At 68.8% G+C, this 17,386-nt stretch carries 15 protein-coding genes and 1 tRNA gene; 5 read left to right on the top strand and 11 right to left on the bottom strand.

What is annotated here, in order from left to right; all coding sequences use genetic code 11:
• Positions 1 to 29: 29 nt before the first annotated feature.
• From H7U20_RS21030 to H7U20_RS20990, 9 genes are all read right to left on the bottom strand, one after another.
• The gene (locus H7U20_RS21030) at positions 30 to 1,349 is read right to left on the bottom strand and encodes an acyltransferase family protein (RefSeq protein WP_199761095.1); all 1,320 of its coding nucleotides are present in this window, start codon (positions 1,347 to 1,349) and stop codon (positions 30 to 32) included.
• A gap of 218 nt (positions 1,350 to 1,567) precedes the next feature.
• Positions 1,568 to 2,302, bottom strand: a complete 735-nt coding sequence (locus H7U20_RS21025) for a LytR/AlgR family response regulator transcription factor (protein ID WP_199761094.1) — start codon at positions 2,300 to 2,302, stop codon at positions 1,568 to 1,570.
• A complete protein-coding gene (locus H7U20_RS21020; RefSeq protein WP_199761093.1) occupies positions 2,290 to 3,378 on the bottom strand; it encodes a sensor histidine kinase in 1,089 nt (362 codons plus the stop codon). Before H7U20_RS21020 ends, H7U20_RS21025 begins: the two co-directional genes overlap by 13 nt.
• 289 nt (positions 3,379 to 3,667) lie before the next feature.
• Entirely contained in the window at positions 3,668 to 5,362 is a 1,695-nt protein-coding gene (locus tag H7U20_RS21015) for an ABC transporter permease (RefSeq protein WP_370593209.1), read from the bottom strand.
• 3 nt (positions 5,363 to 5,365) lie between these two features.
• Positions 5,366 to 6,349 carry an ABC transporter substrate-binding protein gene (locus H7U20_RS21010; RefSeq protein WP_199761092.1) on the bottom strand — a complete coding sequence of 328 codons (984 nt, stop codon included), beginning with the start codon at positions 6,347 to 6,349 and terminating at the stop codon, positions 5,366 to 5,368.
• 136 nt (positions 6,350 to 6,485) lie between these two features.
• Positions 6,486 to 7,562, bottom strand: coding sequence for an ABC transporter ATP-binding protein (locus H7U20_RS21005; RefSeq protein WP_199761091.1), 1,077 nt, complete (start codon positions 7,560 to 7,562; stop codon positions 6,486 to 6,488).
• Positions 7,563 to 7,566: 4 nt separating this feature from the next.
• Positions 7,567 to 8,631 carry a porin gene (locus H7U20_RS21000; RefSeq protein WP_199761090.1) on the bottom strand — a complete coding sequence of 355 codons (1,065 nt, stop codon included), beginning with the start codon at positions 8,629 to 8,631 and terminating at the stop codon, positions 7,567 to 7,569.
• Between the two features lie 163 nt (positions 8,632 to 8,794).
• On the bottom strand, positions 8,795 to 9,694 hold the full coding sequence (locus H7U20_RS20995) for a hypothetical protein (RefSeq protein ID WP_199761089.1): 900 nt from the start codon (positions 9,692 to 9,694) through the stop codon (positions 8,795 to 8,797).
• Between the two features lie 159 nt (positions 9,695 to 9,853).
• Positions 9,854 to 11,488, bottom strand: a complete 1,635-nt coding sequence (locus H7U20_RS20990; protein ID WP_199761088.1) for a Na+/H+ antiporter — start codon at positions 11,486 to 11,488, stop codon at positions 9,854 to 9,856.
• Between the two features lie 130 nt (positions 11,489 to 11,618).
• On the opposite strand from H7U20_RS20990, the gene H7U20_RS20985 reads away from it, so the two are divergent.
• Positions 11,619 to 11,694: transfer RNA gene (locus H7U20_RS20985), tRNA-Gly, on the top strand.
• 91 nt (positions 11,695 to 11,785) lie between these two features.
• Here H7U20_RS20985 and H7U20_RS20980 read toward each other — a convergent pair.
• Complete coding sequence (locus H7U20_RS20980) at positions 11,786 to 12,001, bottom strand: hypothetical protein (protein ID WP_199761087.1); 216 nt, start codon at positions 11,999 to 12,001, stop codon at positions 11,786 to 11,788.
• A 27-nt stretch (positions 12,002 to 12,028) separates the two neighbouring features.
• Here H7U20_RS20980 and H7U20_RS20975 point away from each other — a divergent pair, with 27 nt between their 5' ends.
• Positions 12,029 to 12,982 carry a chemotaxis protein gene (locus H7U20_RS20975; RefSeq protein ID WP_199761086.1) on the top strand — a complete coding sequence of 318 codons (954 nt, stop codon included), beginning with the start codon at positions 12,029 to 12,031 and terminating at the stop codon, positions 12,980 to 12,982.
• A gap of 237 nt (positions 12,983 to 13,219) precedes the next feature.
• Complete coding sequence (locus H7U20_RS20970) at positions 13,220 to 13,801, top strand: DJ-1/PfpI family protein (RefSeq protein ID WP_199761085.1); 582 nt, start codon at positions 13,220 to 13,222, stop codon at positions 13,799 to 13,801.
• Positions 13,802 to 13,822: 21 nt separating this feature from the next.
• On the opposite strand, the gene fghA is transcribed toward H7U20_RS20970, so the two are convergent.
• Positions 13,823 to 14,686, bottom strand: coding sequence for an S-formylglutathione hydrolase (gene fghA, locus H7U20_RS20965; RefSeq protein ID WP_199761084.1), 864 nt, complete (start codon positions 14,684 to 14,686; stop codon positions 13,823 to 13,825).
• A gap of 356 nt (positions 14,687 to 15,042) precedes the next feature.
• On the opposite strand from fghA, the gene H7U20_RS20960 reads away from it, so the two are divergent.
• Both H7U20_RS20960 and H7U20_RS20955 read left to right on the top strand, forming a co-directional pair.
• Positions 15,043 to 16,230: a cation:proton antiporter gene (locus H7U20_RS20960; protein ID WP_199761083.1), complete on the top strand. Its 1,188-nt coding sequence runs from the start codon at positions 15,043 to 15,045 to the stop codon at positions 16,228 to 16,230.
• A 1-nt stretch (position 16,231) separates the two neighbouring features.
• On the top strand, positions 16,232 to 17,350 hold the full coding sequence (locus H7U20_RS20955) for a YbdK family carboxylate-amine ligase (protein WP_199761082.1): 1,119 nt from the start codon (positions 16,232 to 16,234) through the stop codon (positions 17,348 to 17,350).
• Positions 17,351 to 17,386: the final 36 nt, after the last annotated feature.

Below are 17,386 nucleotides of genomic sequence, written 5' to 3'. Positions count from 1 at the left end.
TAACAAGGCTGGACACTAGTCCGCGCGGCTCAGGCGGCCCGCGCCCCGTTGGCCTGGCTTGCCATGCTGCCGTTCCCGTTCCCGTTCCCGTTCTCGTTCCCGTTCTCGCTCCCGTTCGTGTTCGCGTTGACCGGGGCATCCGCGTTGGCGCCGGCCGGTGTGCGCCCATGGTCGGCGCGCAGCGGCAGGCCGAACAGGGGGCGCAGCAGCGCGACGCGGCGCACCACCTCGACCACGGCGAAGCTGATGGTCAGCGTCAGCAGCACCAGGATCAGGCCCTCCAGCATGGGCGGCAGGCGCACCGGCTTGAGGCCGTGGGCCATGCTGACGATCAGCGTTTGGTGCACGATGTAGACCGGGAACACGGCCTGCGTCAGGTAGCGTCGCGCCGGGCTGTCGAACTGCAGGTGGCGGTGGCCGAAGCCGCAGACGGCGGCGATGGCGCTCCACTGCACCAGCGCGTAGACGCCGCGCAGCACGGGGCGCCAGGCCTGCACTTCCGGCGTGGCGGCCAGCGCCTCGGGGATGGAGTAGTAGATCATCAGCGCGGCCCAGCCGCTCAGGGCCAGGCCGAGGGCCGGCCAGCGGGCCTGTTCGAGGCCGGCCCAGAAGCTGCGCTGCGTCGCCAGCGTGGCGCCGAGCAGGAACAGCGGGAAGTAGACGGCGTGGTTGTACCAGTCGTCGAGCAGGGCGTGGGTGGCCGGGTAGCCGTCGACCAGGGCGAAGCGGGCGGCGGCCAGCACGGCGGCCGGCAGCGCGATGATGCGCCAGCCGCTGAGCAGGCGGGCCAGCGCGGCGCCGGCGCGTTCTTGCCGCGCGGCCGGGGTCAGCTTGGCGAGGGCGGCCAGCAGCAGCGTGTAGGTCCACAGGTAGGCGACGAACCACAGATGGTTCCAGGTCGGCAGGCGCAGGCATTCGCCGTCCTTGCAGAAGCCGTGGTAGCCGTTGATGTAGAGCCGCATGAAGTCGGCGTAGCTGCCCCGGTAGGACAGCTTTTCGATCACCTCGAAATAGGATTGCGGCGGCACGATCACCAGCATGCCGAACAGCAGCGGCAGCAACAGGCGCACGCTGCGCTGGCGCACGAAGGCGCCGACGCGGATTTTTTTCAGCATGAAGGCGGAGGCGACGCCGGAGATCAGGAACAGCAGGGCGAGGCGCCAGGGGCCGGACAGCATCATGAACGGCTCCAGCGTGTCGCTGGCGTGGGGGCTTTTGACGTGCCAGCCCCAGGTCACGTAGTACATGCCGGTGTGGTAGAAGATCAGCACGAAGAAGGCGAAGATGCGTATCCAGTCGAGGAAGTACTGGCGCTGGCCGGGGGCGGGGACTGCGGGCTGGGAATGCATGGGCGGCTCCGTCGAAATGAGGTAGGCGTCCAGCGTAAGGTGGCGCGGCCAGGCTTGCCAGCGCGATGTGGCGAAGCGGGCCGGTGGCGGGGCGGGCCGGCAGCGCGGCCGGTGGTTGTGGCTCGGTCAAGAAAACCCAGCGGCATGAATCTGGGGTCGGACCCAACTGGTCCGACCCCGGCTCTTTGCCATCGGGTGGTTTTTCCGCCGCCGGCGCCTTAATTTTCCGGCAGTGGCGCTTGCAGGCGCGCCATGATGTCGGCGCGGTACTGGCGGCTGCAGGGCACGCGGGCGCCGTCGCGCAGCAGCAGTTCGGCGTCGCCCTTGTCGAGCGGATGGACGCTGGCGATGCGGTCGAGCCGCACGGCGGCGCGGCGGTGGCAGCGGACGAAGCGTTCGCCGAGCCGTTCGACCAGGCCGGCCAGGGTCTGGCGCAGCAGCGGCTGGCCGGCGGCGGTGTGCAGCACGACGTAGTTGTCGGCGCTTTCCAGCCAGTCGATGTCGTCGACCGGCACGACGCGGGTGGCGCCGCGCTCGCTCACCAGCAGTTGGCGCAGCGCCTGGCCGGCCAGCGCCACCTCGGTCGGCGCCGGCGTCAGCGCCAGGCGCTGGCGCAGCCGTTGCAGCGCGCGGCCCAGGCGTTCCTGGTCGTAGGGCTTGAGCAGGTAGTCGACGGCGTTGGCGTCGAAGGCGGGGATGGCGTACTGGTCGTAGGCGGTGACGAAGACCAGCAGCGGCGCCGGTGCCGGCAGCGAGGCGGCCAGTTCAAGGCCGCTGACTTCGGGCATTTGGATGTCGAGCAGCACGGCGTCGGGCGCCAGGCGGGCGATCAATTCGAGCGCCTCGACGGCGTCACGCGCCTCGCCGACCAATTCGACGTCGGGGTGCAGGGCCAGCATGCGGCGCAGCTTGTCGCGCGCCGGGCGCTCGTCGTCGACGATCAGCAGGCGCATGGCAGCCGCAGTTCGGCGCGCACGCCGGCCGGTGCCAGGGCGCTCAGCGTCAGGCTGGCGCGCTCGCCGTGCAGTTCGCCCAGGCGCTCGCGCAGGTTGGCCAGGCCGATGCCGGTGTTGGCGGCGCCGCTGCCGCTGCCGCTGCCGTTGGCGCCGGCCGGTGCCAAGGTGCCGCCGTCGTCGTCCAAGCGCAGCACCAACTGGTCGTGCTCGCGGCTGGCGGCGATGCTGATGCGCACCGGCTGGCGGCGTCGCTCGACGGTGTGCTTGAAGATGTTCTCCAGCAGCGGCTGCATGCTCATCACCGGCACCGGGCAGGCCAGCAGCGTGTCGTCGATGTGCCAGTCGATGCTGACGCGGTCGCTGAAACGTTCGTGCATCAGGCTGGCGTAGGCGCGCAGCAGGCGCAGCTCGTTGGCCAGCGGCGTCTCGTGCTGGCCGCTGAGTTCGAGCGTGGCGCGCAGCACGTCGGCCAGCTGGATCAGCATGGTGTCGGCGCGGTCGACGTCCTGGTGCATCAACGAGGAGATGGTGTTGAGGGCGTTGAACAGGAAGTGCGGCTGCATTTGCTGGGTCAGGCGCAGCAATTGGGTCTGGCGCAGCGCGCTCTTGGCCCGTTCGGCGCGCAACTGCTCTTGCTGCAGCGCGTGGTAGGACAGGATGCCGAACAACACCACCGCGACGGTGCCGAAGAAGACGGTGATCTTGATGTCCTCGTACAGGAAGGTTTCGGCCCAGGCTTCGTGCCTGTAGCGCTCGCCGGCCAGCGCGTAGACCAGGTGGCGCATGCCGAAGGTGAGCGGCACGAAGCTGATCCAGAACACCGGCAACCACAGGAATTGACGGCCGAACCAGCGCAGCGGCGTCGCCAGCAGATGGTCGTAGCGCTTCGTGTAATGGCGCTGGGCCAGGGTCAGCAGCGTGGCGGTGACGCCCGACGATGCCGACCACAGCACCGGTTGCCACAGTTGGTGGTGGCCCCGGCGCAGGTAGTCCTGCACCTCGGTGGTAATCAACAGCATCCAGAACAGCACCCAGACGGCGCCGACGGCGAGTGTGGTGCGCTTGCTCAGCATGGCCGCCTGCCTTGAAAAGAAAGCAAGATGATTGCCGATTCTGAACTGCTTGTCAAAGCCTCCAAGATCACGCTTCAGCGGCCTCACAGGAAGGAGCCGTAGCTGGTGGTGGAAGACAGGCGGACTCAGCATTCGGGGTCAGTGCCGACAATCGGACAAATAGACGGGCTCAGCACTCGGGGTCAGTGCCGACAAATGGACAAATGTCGCTCATCGCCCTTTCGTTTGCTTGAGCTCGTGTCCGAATGTCGGCACTGACCCCGCTTGCTGCTGACCCCGCTTGCTTGGATCAGGCTGCGCCGGCCCGCTCGGCGCGTTGGCGCCACAGGGTCACGGCCACCATCACGCCGGTGGTCATCAGGATGGTCACCACGCTCATCGCCATGCCGCGGCCGACCGAGCCCTGCTCGAACTGGCGCCAGATGTACAGCGAGGTGGTCTTGATGCCGGTCGGCGCCAGCAGCAGCGTGGCGACCAGCTCGCGCGAGGCGACGGCGAACACCATCATCATCGCCGCCAGCAGGCTGGGGAAGACCAGCGGCAGCAGGATGCGCAGCAGCGTGCGGCGCAGGTCGGCGCCGTGGACGCGGGCGGCGGCTTCCATGCTGTCGCCGATCTGGGCGAAGGCGGCGCTGGCGTAGCGCACCGGGTAGGGCAGCAGCAGGCAGCAGTAGGCCAGCAGCAGGATGGCCCAGGTGTTGTACGGTGTGGCGGGCCAGAGCGACTGGTTCCACGCCAAAATCAAACCGACGCCGACGACGATGCCGGGCAGGCAGTTGGGCGCCACCGACAGCAGGTCGAGGACGCGGCGGCCGCGCAGCCGGGTCTTGACCACGCAGTAGGCGACCAGCAGGCCGAGCATGCCGGTGACCAGCGCCGTCGCCAGCCCCAGGCCGGCGCTGGTGCCCAGGGCCTGCAGGGCGCTGTCGTCGCGGCCGAAGATCTCAGTGAAGTTGTCGAGCGAGAGGTTGGCCAGGCGCAGGCCGCCGGACAGGGTGCGCATCAGCGCCGTGACGACGATGGCGAACAGCGGCGCGGCGGTGGCCACCAGCGCGACCAGCGCGAAGGCGGCGGCGACCGGCCATTGCCAGGCGCCGAGGCGGCGCGGCGCGACGTCGTTCGGTTTGCCGGTCTGGGTTTCGAAGACCTGTTTGCCGAGCAGGCGGCGCTGCAGCCAGAACACCAGCATGGCCAGCAGCACCAGCACGACCGACAGGGTGGCGGCGCCGGGCAGGTCGATCGGCCAGTCGGAGAAGCGCCGCTCGATGTCGGTGACCAGCACGAAGAAGCCGGCGTTGGCGGCCAGCGCGGCCGGCGTGCCGTATTCCTCGATGACCATGGCGAACACCAGCAGCAGGCTGGCGGCGATGCCGGGCGTGGCCAGCGGCAGGGTGATGCGCAGGAAGGCGCGCCAGGGCGAGGCGCCGCAGACGCGGCCGACGTCGGCCAGCCGCGAGCCGGTGCTGGCGACGCTGCGCGAGACGGCGAAGTAGACCACCGGGAAGACGTTCAGGGTCATCACGAAGACCACGCCGGCGAAGGAGAACAGGAAGGACGACAGGCGCAGGCCGGTGAGCTGTTCGAGGTAGCCGTTCGGCTGCAGCATGGTGATCCAGCCGAGCGCGGCGATGTAGGGCGGGATCATGAAGGGCACCAGGAACAGCAGGTCCCACAACGGCGCCAGCGGCAGCTTGAACAGGCCGCGCAGCATGCCCAGCGGGATGCCGACGGCGGCGCTGGTGAGCACCACGCAGGCGCCCAGGCGCAGCGTGTTGCCGGTCAGGGCGAGCAGCGCCGGGTCGCCGAACACGCCGGCCAGGTGCGACAGCGGCGCCGCCAGCGAGCCGTTGGCCAACTGCGGGAACACCGCCTGCAGGAAGATGAAGGCCAGCGGCAGCGCCACCAGCAGCAGCAGGGCCGCCGCCGTGGCGCCGAACACCAGCGGCGTGCCCAGCGCGGGCAGGCGGGCTAGAACGGGGCGCACGGTCTACTTGCGGCCGAACAGGGTGGCGAAGCGGTGCAGCGCGGTGGCGCGCGCGGCCAGGCTCTGGCCGGCGTCGAGCTCGGGCAGCAGCTTGATGTCCTTCAGCGTTTGGCGCTTGGCGGCGATGTCCTGGCGCGCCGGGATCAGGTAGGCGTCGGCGACCAGCGCCTGGCCCTTGGGCGAGAGGACGAAGTCGATGAACTTGCGGGCGTCGTCGGCGGCCTTGGAGGATTTCAGGATCATCATCGGGCGCGGCGCGACCACGGTGCCGCTTTTCGGGAAGATCGCCTCGATGCTTTCGCCGGCCGCCTGGTTGCCCAGCGCGACATAGTCGACGGCGCCGAACACCACCGCCTTGGCGCCCTGCAGCACCGGGTTCATCGCCTGGGCGTTGGGGCCGGCGACGACCATGCCGTTGGCCTTGAGGGCGCCGAACAGCTGCCAGGTCTGGTCGGACTGGCGGCCCTGCATGCCGGACAACAGGTCGAGCGAGGCGCCCGATTGCGCCGGGTCGGGCATGGTCAGCTTGTCCTTGTAGACGGGCTGGGTCAGGTCGCTCCAGTCGCGCGGGCGCGGCGTGCCGCTCTTGCTGTTCCAGACGATGGACAGCACCGACAGGCCTTGCGCCACATAGGCCGGCTGCTTGAAGCGGCCGGGCACCTGGGCGGCGTTGGGGCTGCTGTAATTGAGCAGCCAGCCGCGCCGGTCGAGGTCGACCGCGCTGTCCCATGAGGCCGAGATGACGACGTCGGCGCGCGGGTTGGTGGCCTCGGCCTGCAGGCGCGCCATGACCTTGCCGGTGTCGGCCTGGAAGACGTCGACGCTGACGCCGCTGGCGCGCTTGAACTCGGCGGCCAAGGTGTCGATCAGCTTGCCGGGACCGGCGCTGTAGATGGTCAGCGCCGAGGCGGCCGGGGCGGCCAGGGCCAGCGCGGCGGCCAGCGCCAGGGCCAGGCGGGGCAGGGGGAAGGGGGCGGCGAAATTCATGTGTTTCCTTGTCATGTGTTCTGTGGTTGCGGGCGGGGTCAGTGCCGACAATCGGACAAATTGCCTGCCTGACCGGCCGATCTACTTGAGCCCGTGTCCGAATGTCGGCACTGACCCCGGGGGGCTTCCGGCGGGCTCAGGCGGCGTGCGGCAGCCAGCGCAGGCGCTGCCAGTCGAGGCTCAGGTCGATCAACTGGCCTTGCTGCAGGCGGGTGTCGGTGACCAGCGTCAGGCCCTTGGGGGCGTCGCTGGCGCGCACCTCGGTGAAGAAGCGGCCGTTGCGGTAGCGCTGGGCCAGCACCTCGCCGCGCAGGCCGCCATCGGCCCGCTCGGCGCCGGCGTGCAGCGACAGCGCGCTCTGCGGGATCAGCAGGCGCTGCGCGGTTGTTTCGCAGCGCGGCGCCAGGCCGCGGCCGTGCCAGGCGTGGGGGATGTCGTCGCCGTGCAGCAGGGTGCCGAGCTGGAGGAATTCGGCGATGCAGGTGTCGGCCGGTTCGCCCAGCAGCACGGCGGGGGCGGCCAGCTGGCGGATGCGGCCGCCGCGCATGACGGCGACCTGGTCGGCCAGGGCGAAGGCTTCCTCCTGGTCGTGGGTGACGTAGACGGCGGTGGTGCCCATGCTGCGCAGCAGGGCGCCGATCTCGTGGCACAGGCTTTCGCGCAGGTCGCGGTCGAGGTTGGAGAGCGGCTCGTCGAACAGCAGCACCTGCGGCCGCGCGACGATGGCGCGGGCCAGGGCGACGCGCTGCTGCTGGCCGCCGGACAGGCTGGACGGGTTGCGCTGCTCGAAGCCCTGCAGGCCGACCACGGCCAGCGCCTCGGCCACGCGCGGCGCGCATTGCTTGCGCGGCAGGCCGCGCATCTCCAGCGCGAAGGCGACGTTGTTGCCGACGCTCATGTGCGGCCACAGCGCGTAGTCCTGGAACACCATGCCCAGGCCGCGCGCCTCGGGCGGCAGGAAGTGGCCGTCGCCGGCGACGCGGCGGGCGCCGAAGTCGATGCTGCCGTGGCCGGCGGCCAGCGGCAGCAGGCCGGCGAGCAGCTTGAGCAGGGTGGTCTTGCCGCAGCCGGAGGGGCCGAGCAGGGCCAGCACCTGGCCGGCTTCGAGGTGGAAGTCGATGCCGTCCAACACCAGCTGGTCGGCGAAGCGGTGGCGCAGGGCGGACACGGTGATGGCCGTGCCGGCCGCCGGATGGCTGATGTCGGCGGTCATGGCGTCAGAAGGTGTGGCGCACGCCGGCCATGGTGCCGAACTGGTTCTGGCCGGCGGCGATGTCGACGCCGAAGCCGTTGACGCCGAGGTTGGAACCGCTGCGGTTGCTGGCGTAGGAGTTGATCAGGTACAGGTCGGTGCGCTTGGACAGCGAGTACTTGACCATGCTGATGAGCGACAGCGGGTCCTTGTCCGAGTTCTTGACGTCGGTGCGGTAGAGCGAGGCGCTCAGCTGCAGCGGCGCGCTGACCTGGTAGGCCAGGCCGATCCAGCCCATGTCGGTGCGGACCGAGGCGGCGCCGACGTTGTCCTGTTTGCGGCGCAGGTAACCGCCCAGCACTTCGGCCTCGCCGAACTTGTAGCGGGCGCCGAAGGTCAGGTGCTCGTCGGTGTTGTTCTCCAGCGCGGCGGTCTGGCCGTTCTTGCGGTCGTAGACCAGGGCGGCGCGGAAGGCGGCGCCGTTGTATTGGGCGCCGACGCCGACTTCGCGGCCGGCCTTGCTGTGGCCGGCCAGTTCGCCGCCCTTGGTGCTGTCGTAGCCGGTGCTGTAGTAGGCCGCCACATCGACGACGTCGAACTTGCCGCTGTATTTGACGGTGTTGTCGATGCGGTCGGAGAAGGCGGCGTCGTGCACCTTGGACGACCAGGTGGCGTTGTCCATGGTGTTGTACTTGCTCATCCAGTCGAGCATCAGGCTGTTCTGCCGGCCCAGCGTCAGCGCGCCCCAGCTGCCTTGCAGGCCGACGTAGGCCTGGCGGCCGAACAGGCGGCCGCCTTGCAGCGAGGTGCCGTTGTCGACGCCGATGCCCGATTCGAGCGCGAAGACGGCTTTCAGGCCGCCGCCCAGGTCCTCGGTGCCGCGGAAGCCCAGGCGCGAGCCGGACAGGTTGCCCGAGCTGAGGCGGGTCAGGTTGGCCTTCGAGCCGGGGATGCTGGCGGAGTGGTTGATGACCTCGATGCCGCTGTCGATGATGCCGTAGACGGCGACGTTCGACTGGGCGCTGGCGTGGGCGGTGCAGGCCAGCGAGATGGCGGCGGCGATGGTGCTAACAATGACTCTTGACTGCATTAAATTCCCCTAGATGAAAAAAAATCGCCCTGTGCTGGCCAGGGCGATCAAACAAGTTGGTCCGGCGATGGCGGCGCGCCGCCTTGCCGGCGGCGCGCCCGAAACAGCAGGCAGGATAATGGCTAATTGTGTCGGCTTGATGACAGGGCGCCGGTCCGCCGGTCTAGTAGCGGTCCATGATCAGTTGGGTCTTCAGCGAGTCCTGGGCGAGGAACCAGCCGCGCGCGGCGAGGAAGGCCTGCAGTTCGTCGTGCTTGGCGGAGGCCACGCTTTCGCTGGTGGTCTTGAACGAGGCTTCGACGACGTAGTCGATGCCGCTGCCGGCGGCGTTGCGGATCGGCCAGACTTCGATATACAGCTTGAGGCCGCTCCAGCTGCCCACCGAGCGCTTGGCCAGCACCGGGCCGTATTTGCGCGAGGTGTCGAGGGCGTTGCCGCCCCAGCCGTTGGAGAGCCAGTTGTTCATCTTGCCGGGGATGTTTTTCTTCAGCAGGCTGCGGGCGTCGGCGGTCGAGGGCAGGTCCATGCCGCTGTAGCCGGATTTGCTGTCGGTCTTGCTGTTGGTGATGCTCAGCGTCTTGGCCTGGTAGCCCCACTCGATCTGCGCCTCGTAGTTGCTGTCGCCGCTGGTGAAACCGTCGGCGCTGGCCTGGTACAGCGCTTCGGTGATGTTGCCGTTGGCGATGGGGTAGCGCTTCTTGTAGCTCAGTTCGAAGCCGCTGTCGCCTTCGGACTTGCGGACGCGGGCGATCCAGCCGTTGTTGTAGATGGGCTTGGCGTCGCCGTCCATGAACATCACGTTCATCTTGGTCACCGAGCTGGGCATGCCGAAGGTGCTCAGCACGGTGGCGTTCAGCTTGTAGTTGGAGTCGAGCACGACGGTGGGGTTGAGCAGCAGCTTGACCTCGTAGTCGGGCACCATGTTCGAGGCCGCCGGCGCGGCGCCGGCGGCGCCGAACAGGGCGGCGGCGAGGGCCAGGCCGAGCAGGGCGGCGCGGCGGCGGGCGGGCGCGGCGGCGCCGCTGGCGGTGGGGGTGGCGAGTGCGGCGGGGGTCGGGTACATGCGGGTGTCTCCTGTATGGTCGAAGCGGCGACTATAGAGGGCGAATGTGACCGGCCGATTACCGCGCCGGCGCGCCCGGCGGCGCGGCGCGGTGCGGCGCGGTGCGGCGGGGCGTTGGCGTTGGCGTTGGCGTGGCGGTGGCGGCGGCGGCGGATGCCGCTAGCGGTAGCGCGCCTCCACCAGGTCGACTTCGCGCACCAGCTTGCGCGAGGTCTCGTCGGACAGCTGCTCGTGCCGCGCCAGCTGGTAGATGGCGTGGCGCTCGGCCTGCAGCGCGGCCAGGCGCAGCGCCGTCTCGGCGCAGTCGAGCTGGCGCAGCAGGGCGCGCTGGTCGCCGCCGGCGGCCGTCTCGTGCAGGCGGTGCTGGTACAGCGCGATGACGCGGGCGGCCGCCTGCGGGTAGGCGTCGGCGTCCGGGCTGCCCGGCATCAGCTCCACCTGGGCGCGCTCGATGGCGGCGATGGCGGCCGTGGCGGCGGCGCGGCGGGCGGCGTCCTCGGCGCGCTGGGCGGCGGGCTCGTCGGGGAAGCGCATGCCGGCCAGCAGGCGCGGCAGGGCGATGCTGGCCACCGTCAGCGAGATTAGGATCACCGCGCCGGCGAGGAAGACGGTGAGGTCGCGCGCCGGGAAGGGCGTGCCGTCGGGCAGCGCCAGCGGCAAGGTCATCACGCCGGCCAGGGTGATGGCGCCGCGCACGCCGGCCAGGGTGGTGGCCAGCAGCAGGCGCGGGTTGATCTTGTGCGGCACGGCGCCGCGCAGGCTTTGCTTGAAGATGGTCAGGCGCAGCGAGGCCCAGACCCAGAGCAGGCGCAGCAGCATCAGGCCGGCGCTGATGCTCAGCGCGTAGACGGCCAGCCACCAGGGGTTGAGGTGGCCGGTCTGCTCGATCGCCTCGCTGGCGCCACGGAACAGGGTGGGCAGTTGCTCGCCGAGCAGCACGAACATCACGCCGTTGAGGGTGAACTGCACGGTGTCCCAGACCGCCGAGCGCTGGATGCGGGTGGCCGCCAGGGCGTGGCCGCTCAACTCGACGTAGCTCATGGCGACGCCGGCCGCCACCGCCGCCAGGATGCCGGAGGCGCCCAGGTGCTCGGCGGCCAGGTAGGCGCCGAAGGGCAGCAGCAGGTTGACCAGGATGGGCGAGCCGGCCGGCTCGCCGAAGCGGCGGCCCAGCCAGCGCTGCAGCCAGGTGACGAGCAGGGTCAGCGCCAGGCCGGCGCCGATGCCGCCGGCGGCCAGCCAGAGGAAGGCGAGGGCGGCGTCGCCCGGCGAGAAGACGCCGGTCATGGCGGCGGCGACGGCGAAGCGGAAGCACACCAGGCCGCTGGCGTCGTTGAGCAGCGACTCGCCTTCGAGGATGTGCATCAGGCGCTTGGGGATGGGGGCGCGGGCGGCCAGGGCCGAGACGGCCACCGGGTCGGTCGGCGAGACGATGGCGGCCAGCGCGAAGGCCACCGGCAGCGGCATGGCCGGGATCATCCAGTGGATCAGGAAGCCGGCGCCGAGCACGGTGAACACCACCAGGCCGAGCGCCAGTTCGAGGATGATGCCCTTGTCGCGCAGCAGGCCGCTCTTGGGGATGCGCCAGCCGTCGAGGAACAGCAGGGGCGGCAGGAACAGCAGGAAGAACAGCTCCGGATCGAGTTCGACGCCATGGCCGCCACGGGCGGCGATCAGCGCGCCCAGGCCGATCTGCACCAGCGGCAGCGGCGGCGCCACCGGCACCAGGCGCACCAGGTAGGCGCTGGCGACCACGGCCAACAACATGGCCAGCACGACTTCGATAGACTCCATGGGCTTGCTTCTTTCCTTGTTCGAACCGGTGCCGCCGGACGGCGGCGGCGTCATTATAGGGCGGGCGGCGCAGAAAAACGCCTTCCCCTCTGGCAAAAACGGCGCCGCCCTGTCATAATAGTGTCTCTCAGCGGGAGTAGCTCAGTTGGTAGAGCGCAACCTTGCCAAGGTTGAGGTCGAGAGTTCGAGCCTCTTCTCCCGCTCCAAATTCTAAAAAAAGGAAACCACCAGGTTTCCTTTTTTTTCGTCCGCGTTTTCATGTTTGACAGGAAACTGTTGATCGTTCTTGCAATATTTTTATCGCGCCTCGCGGCGGCCGCGGCGGCGGCGCGGGGTCGGTGTTGGGTTTGCGTTGAAGAAGCGTTGTATAAGGCCGCCAAAAGGGGATTGATTCAGGCCAAAACTGGCGTTCCCATAGGCAAAATCGTTATACTGGAAAGGCAATGGGGATTTTTCCCGAACAGGGGTTTTCCCTATGAGCCGCGGGACAAGCGCGGCCGCCATTTGGTCCATGTTATGCCTCAGACGGAGATGAAGAATATGAAATCAGTTCAGCAGGAAGTGGACGAACGCAGCAACCTGACCAATTCCAATAAATTCGAACTGCTGTTGTTCCGCCTCGGCGGCGACGCCAACGGCGAACATTCGGAACTGTTCGGCATCAACGTCTTCAAGATCCGCGAGATCGTCGCCATGCCCGAGGTGACCGCCGTGGCCGGTTCGTCGCCGCACATGCTCGGCGTGGTCAACCTGCGCGGCCAGATCATCACCGTGCTGGACCTGCCGGCGATCGTCGGCGTGACGCCGAAGACCGGCCTGAACATCATGCTGGTGACCGAGTTCGCCCGCACCACCCAGGCCTTCGCGGTCGAGTCGGTCGACGAGATCGTGCGGCTGGACTGGAGCCAGGTGCTGACCGCCGAAGGCACGGCCGGCGGCAAGGTGACCAGCATCGCCCGCCTCGACGGCGACGTCAACAACACCCGCCTGGCCCAGGTGCTCGACGTCGAGACCATCCTGCGCGAGATGGTGCCCAACGAGGGCAAGGACGTCGACCCGGAGACCATCGGCCCGCAACTGCTGCTCAAGCCGGGCGCGGTGATCCTGGCGGCCGACGACTCGGTGGTGGCGCGCAGCCTGATCGAGAAGGGCCTGACGGCGATGGGCGCCCACTTCATCATGACCAAGTCGGGCAAGGAGGCCTGGGACCGGCTGCAGCACATCGCCGACATCGCCAAGAGCGAGGGCGTGCCGGTCGAGAACAAGGTGGCGCTGGTGCTGACCGATCTGGAAATGCCGGAGATGGACGGCTTCACGCTGACCCGCCTGGTCAAGCAGGACGCCCGCTTCAGCAAGATCCCGGTGGTGATCCACTCTTCGCTGTCGGGCAAGACCAACGAGGACCACGTCAAGGGCGTCGGCGCCGACGCCTACGTGGCCAAGTTCGTCGCCGAGGATCTGGCGGCGACCATCCGCCAGGTGCTCAGCAAGTAAGCCGTAAAAACGCACACCGGCCGCCCGCACGGGCCGGCGGGGGACGGCGCCGCGAGCGATCGCGGCGCCGTTTTCACGTGCGCCGCCGGCGCGCCGCCGCCGGCCGCGCAGCGCCGTATAAAAATGGCAAGCCGGCGCGGCGGGCCCGGTCTTGTTTTTGCGTTATGATTCAATGGTCGTAGCGTGAACCAAGTGCCGTTCCAGCCGGGGCGGAACAACTTTTTTGTGGGGGTGACCGTGGCAGCGAAGAAAATCCTGTTGTTGACCGGCGATTTCGCCGAGGACTACGAGACCATGGTGCCGTTCCAGGCGCTGGGCATGGTGGGCCACACGGTGCATGCCGTCTGTCCCGGCAAGCGGGCCGGCGACACCATCAAGACCGCCATCCACGACTTCGAGGGCGACCAGACCTACACCGAGAAGCCGGGCCACTTGTTCGCCTTGAACGCCGCCTTCGACGAGGTCGAGGTCGGCAACTACGACGCCCTGCTCATCGCCGGCGGCCGCGCCCCCGAGTACCTGCGGCTGAACGCCCGCGTGCTCGAACTGATCCAGCAATTCGCCGCCGCCGACAAGCCGATCGCCGCCGTCTGCCACGGCGCCCAGCTGCTGGCCGCCGCCGACGTGATCCGTGGCAAAAAGATCTCCAGCTATCCGGCCTGCGCGCCCGAGGTCAAGCTGGCCGGCGCCGAGTACGCCGACATCCCGGTCGACCAGGCCATCACCGACGGCATCTTCGTCACCGCCCCCGCCTGGCCGGCCCATCCGCAATGGCTGGCCCAGTTCCTGCGCCGGCTGGGCACCGAAATCCGGCCGTGACGGCGCGCCGGCGCGGCGCCGTCAGGCCGCCGCGCCCAGGTTGCGGGCGTGGAAGCGCAGGTGCTGCTCGATGAAGCTGGCGACGAAGTAGTAGCCGTGGTCGTAGCCGGCGTGGCGGCGCAGTTGCAGCGGCTGGCCGGCGCTGCGGCAGGCCGCCTCGAACACCTCGGGGTGGAGCTGCTCGGCGAGGAATTTGTCGCCCAGGCCCTGGTCGATCAGGATGCCGTCGGGGAAGGGCGCGCGCAGGCCGGCCATCAGCACGCTGGCGTCGTAGCCGCCCCAGGCGCTTGGCTCGGCGCCCAGGTAGCCGCTGAAGGCTTTTTGTCCCCACGGGCACAGCGAGGGCGCGGCGATCGGCGCGAAGGCCGACAGCGAATGGAACAGGGTGGGGTTGCGCAGCGCCAGCACCAGGGCGCCGTGGCCGCCCATCGAGTGGCCGCAGATGCCGACCCGCGCCGGGTCCAGCGCCAGTTCGGCCACCAGCAGTTCGCGCAGCTCCAGGATGTAGCTGTACATGCGGTAGTGCTGGCGCCACGGCGCCTCGGTGGCGTCGAGGTAGAAGCCGGCGGCCAGGCCGAAGTCCCAGGCGGCGTCCTCGCCGGCGATGGCGGCGCCGCGCGGGCTGGTGTCGGGCGCGATCAGCATCAGGCCCAGTTCGGCGGCGACGCGCTGGGCGCCGGCCTTGGCGGCGAAGGTCTCCTCGTTGCAGGTCAGGCCGGCCAGGTAGAACAGGCCGGGCCGGGCGCCGGCGCCGGCGCCGGGATTGGCGGCGGCCGGCGGCAGGAAGACGGAGAAGCGCATCGGCAGGCCGGTGGCGCGCGCGGCGTGGCGGTAGAAGCGCTGCACGCCGCCGAAGCAGGCGTGTTCGCTGAGCAGTTCGAGCATGGTGGTCCCTTATTCGATGCCGGCGCGGGAGGTCGCCGGCCTGGCGGAATTGTACTGCGCGGCGGACGCGGCCGTCTGGCGTGCGACACGATTTCGCGCAATGCAATAAACTGTCATCCTTGCTGTTCATTTTGTAGTGACTCCAGCGCTCCCGGGTCAAACCCCGCGAGCCACCCTTGCAGCATCCCCGGCCCGCCTTGCGCCGCCCGGGAACCGCGGTCGGCGCGCCCTGAGTGGCCCCGGCCACCGTCAAACTGTTGCGCGCCGGCTGGCGCGCCTGTCCGTGCCAGCCGCTTGGACGCCGGCGCGAGCGCGCCGCCACCGCCGCCGCCCGCAACGCACTTTGGAGATACCCTATGCCAGAAACCCTGGTCATTCCGGCCGAACTCGCCTGGCCCTTCGCCATCCTGCTGTCCTGGTTGTCGGGCGAACTGATACACCGTTGGAGCGGCGTGCCGCGCATCAGCGTCTACGGCCTGGTCGGATTTTTGTTGGCGCAGGCCTTTCCGGTGGCGCTGGCCACCGACGGTTCGAGCACCGTGACGATGCTGGCCAACCTGGCCTTCGGCCTGATCCTGTTCGAGTTCGGCTACCGCATCAATCTGCACTGGCTGCGCGTCAACCCGTGGATCGCCGTCAGCGGCCTGGTCGAATCGGCCGCCACCTTCGCCCTGGTCTACTCGATCTCGCAGATGACCGGCATGCCGTCGATGACCTCGTTGCTGCTGGCCTCGCTGGCGATGTCGACCTCGCCGGCCGGCGTGCTGCGCGTCATCAACGAGAAAAACAGCGCCGGCCAGGTCACCGAGCGGCTGCTGCACCTGGTCGCCATCAACTGCGTGCTGGCGGTGTTCGTATTCAAGGTGATCGTCGGCTTCTGGGTGTTCCAGACCTCGGGCAGCCTGTCGCAGGCCATTTCGCATAGTCTGATCGAGCTGCTCGCCTCGGCCGCGCTGGGCGCGCTGTTCGGCATGCTGGTGCCGGCCATGCTGCGCCAGCTGGGCAACTTGGCGCAAGACGGCACGGTGGCCTTCGCGCTCGGTGTCGTGCTGTTGGTGGCGCTGAGCCACGCCACCGACCTGTCGCCGGTGCTGGCGACCTTGACTTTCGGCCTGATGGCGCGCCACCGCCGCGTCGCCTTCAGCCGCACCGAGCGCAATTTCGGCGGCCTGGGCGAACTGCTGACGGTGCTGCTGTTCGTGTTCGCCGTGTCGACGCTGGAATGGGACCGCGTGGTCGCCGGCGCCGGCCTCGGCGCCATGCTGCTGCTGGCCCGCTTCGTCGTCAAGACGGCCGGCGTGGCGGCGTTCGCCCACGTCTCCGGCATTTCGTGGCGCAAGGGCGCGCTGACCGGCATCGCGCTGTCGCCGATGTCGGTGTTCGTCGTGTTGATGCTGGAGCAGACCAAATACATGGGCATCGTGCTGGTCGACGAGCTGGCCGCGCTGGCGGCGATGACGCTGTTCATGGAAGTGCTGGGACCGATCATTACGCAGCGCGCGCTGATCTGGGCCAAGGAAACCCCGTCCAACAAGGAGAATTGAGATGCCATTGGAACCCTTCACCACGTCCGTGCCGCTGACCATGGGCGTCGAGCTTGAGCTGCAACTGGTCAGCCTGTCCGATTACGACCTGACCGCGTCCAGCCCCGACCTGCTGCATCTGCTGAGCCGCAAACCCTTCCCCGGCAATGTGACGCCGGAGATCACCGAGAGCATGATCGAGATTAACAGCGACGTGCACACCAACCACGCCGAGCTGGTGGCCCAGTTGCAGCTGACCCGCGATACGCTGGTGCAGGCCGCCGAGACGCTCAACATCGGCATCTGCGGCGGCGGCACCCATCCGTTCCAGAAGTGGTCGGAGCGGCGCATCTTCGCCAAGCCGCGCTTCAAGGAAGTGTCCGAGCTGTATGGCTATCTGGCCAAGCAGTTCACCATCTTCGGCCAGCACGTGCACATCGGTTGCGCCTCGGGCGACGACGCGCTGTTCCTGCTGCATTCGCTGAGCCGCTATGTGCCGCACTTCATCGCGCTGTCGTCGTCGTCGCCCTTCGTGCAGGGTAACGACACGCTGTTCAACTCGGCCCGCTTGAACTCCGTGTTCGCCTTCCCGATGAGCGGGCGGGCGCCTTTCCTGTTGAACTGGAACGCCTTCGAGCACGAGTACTTCTCGAAGATGGAGCACACCGGCGTGATCAAGAGCATGAAGGACTTTTACTGGGACATCCGGCCCAAGCCGGAGTTCGGCACCATCGAGCTGCGCGTCTGCGACACGCCGCTGACGGTCGAACGGGCCGCCGGGCTGGCCTGCTATCTGCAGGCGCTGTGCCGCTATCTGCTCGAACGCAGGGAGGAGGCGCCGGTGGAGGACGACTACCTGGTCTACAACTACAACCGTTTCCAGGCCTGCCGCTTCGGCCTGGACGGCACGCTGGTGCATCCGAAGACGTATGAGAGCCTGTCGCTGCGCGAGGACATCCTGACCACCCTGCGCAAGATGGAGCCGCATGGCGCGGCGCTGGGCGGCGGCGCAGGATTGGCCCATCTGATGCAGGTCGCCCACGAGGGCAGCGACGCGCATTATCTGCGCGAGCAGTTCGCCGACAGCGGCAGCGTCGAAGGCATGGTGGACGCGGCGATCCAGCGCTTCCGCGGGAATTGAGCCGCGCGGGCCGCCAGACCTGTGCGGCGGCGGCAC

Origin of the sequence: Rugamonas violacea, assembly GCF_016461825.1 — a bacterium.
Lineage (GTDB): Bacteria > Pseudomonadota > Gammaproteobacteria > Burkholderiales > Burkholderiaceae_D > Rugamonas.
This window is presented reverse-complemented; position numbering and strand designations above follow the sequence as displayed.

Bases quoted from the DNA above. Each gene is read 5' to 3' on its own strand.
- H7U20_RS21025 (WP_199761094.1), bottom strand. From the start codon at position 2,302: ATGCGCCTGCTGATCGTCGACGACGAGCGCCCGGCGCGCGACAAGCTG.
- H7U20_RS21020 (WP_199761093.1), bottom strand. From the start codon at position 3,378: ATGCTGAGCAAGCGCACCACACTCGCCGTCGGCGCCGTCTGGGTGCTG.
- H7U20_RS20960 (WP_199761083.1), top strand. From the start codon at position 15,043: ATGCCAGAAACCCTGGTCATTCCGGCCGAACTCGCCTGGCCCTTCGCC.
- H7U20_RS21030 (WP_199761095.1), bottom strand. From the start codon at position 1,349: ATGCATTCCCAGCCCGCAGTCCCCGCCCCCGGCCAGCGCCAGTACTTC.
- H7U20_RS20955 (WP_199761082.1), top strand. From the start codon at position 16,232: ATGCCATTGGAACCCTTCACCACGTCCGTGCCGCTGACCATGGGCGTC.
- H7U20_RS20980 (WP_199761087.1), bottom strand. From the start codon at position 12,001: ATGGACCAAATGGCGGCCGCGCTTGTCCCGCGGCTCATAGGGAAAACC.
- fghA (WP_199761084.1), bottom strand. From the start codon at position 14,686: ATGCTCGAACTGCTCAGCGAACACGCCTGCTTCGGCGGCGTGCAGCGC.
- H7U20_RS21010 (WP_199761092.1), bottom strand. From the start codon at position 6,349: ATGAATTTCGCCGCCCCCTTCCCCCTGCCCCGCCTGGCCCTGGCGCTG.
- H7U20_RS20990 (WP_199761088.1), bottom strand. From the start codon at position 11,488: ATGGAGTCTATCGAAGTCGTGCTGGCCATGTTGTTGGCCGTGGTCGCC.
- H7U20_RS20995 (WP_199761089.1), bottom strand. From the start codon at position 9,694: ATGTACCCGACCCCCGCCGCACTCGCCACCCCCACCGCCAGCGGCGCC.
- H7U20_RS21000 (WP_199761090.1), bottom strand. From the start codon at position 8,631: ATGCAGTCAAGAGTCATTGTTAGCACCATCGCCGCCGCCATCTCGCTG.
- H7U20_RS21005 (WP_199761091.1), bottom strand. From the start codon at position 7,562: ATGACCGCCGACATCAGCCATCCGGCGGCCGGCACGGCCATCACCGTG.
- H7U20_RS20975 (WP_199761086.1), top strand. From the start codon at position 12,029: ATGAAATCAGTTCAGCAGGAAGTGGACGAACGCAGCAACCTGACCAAT.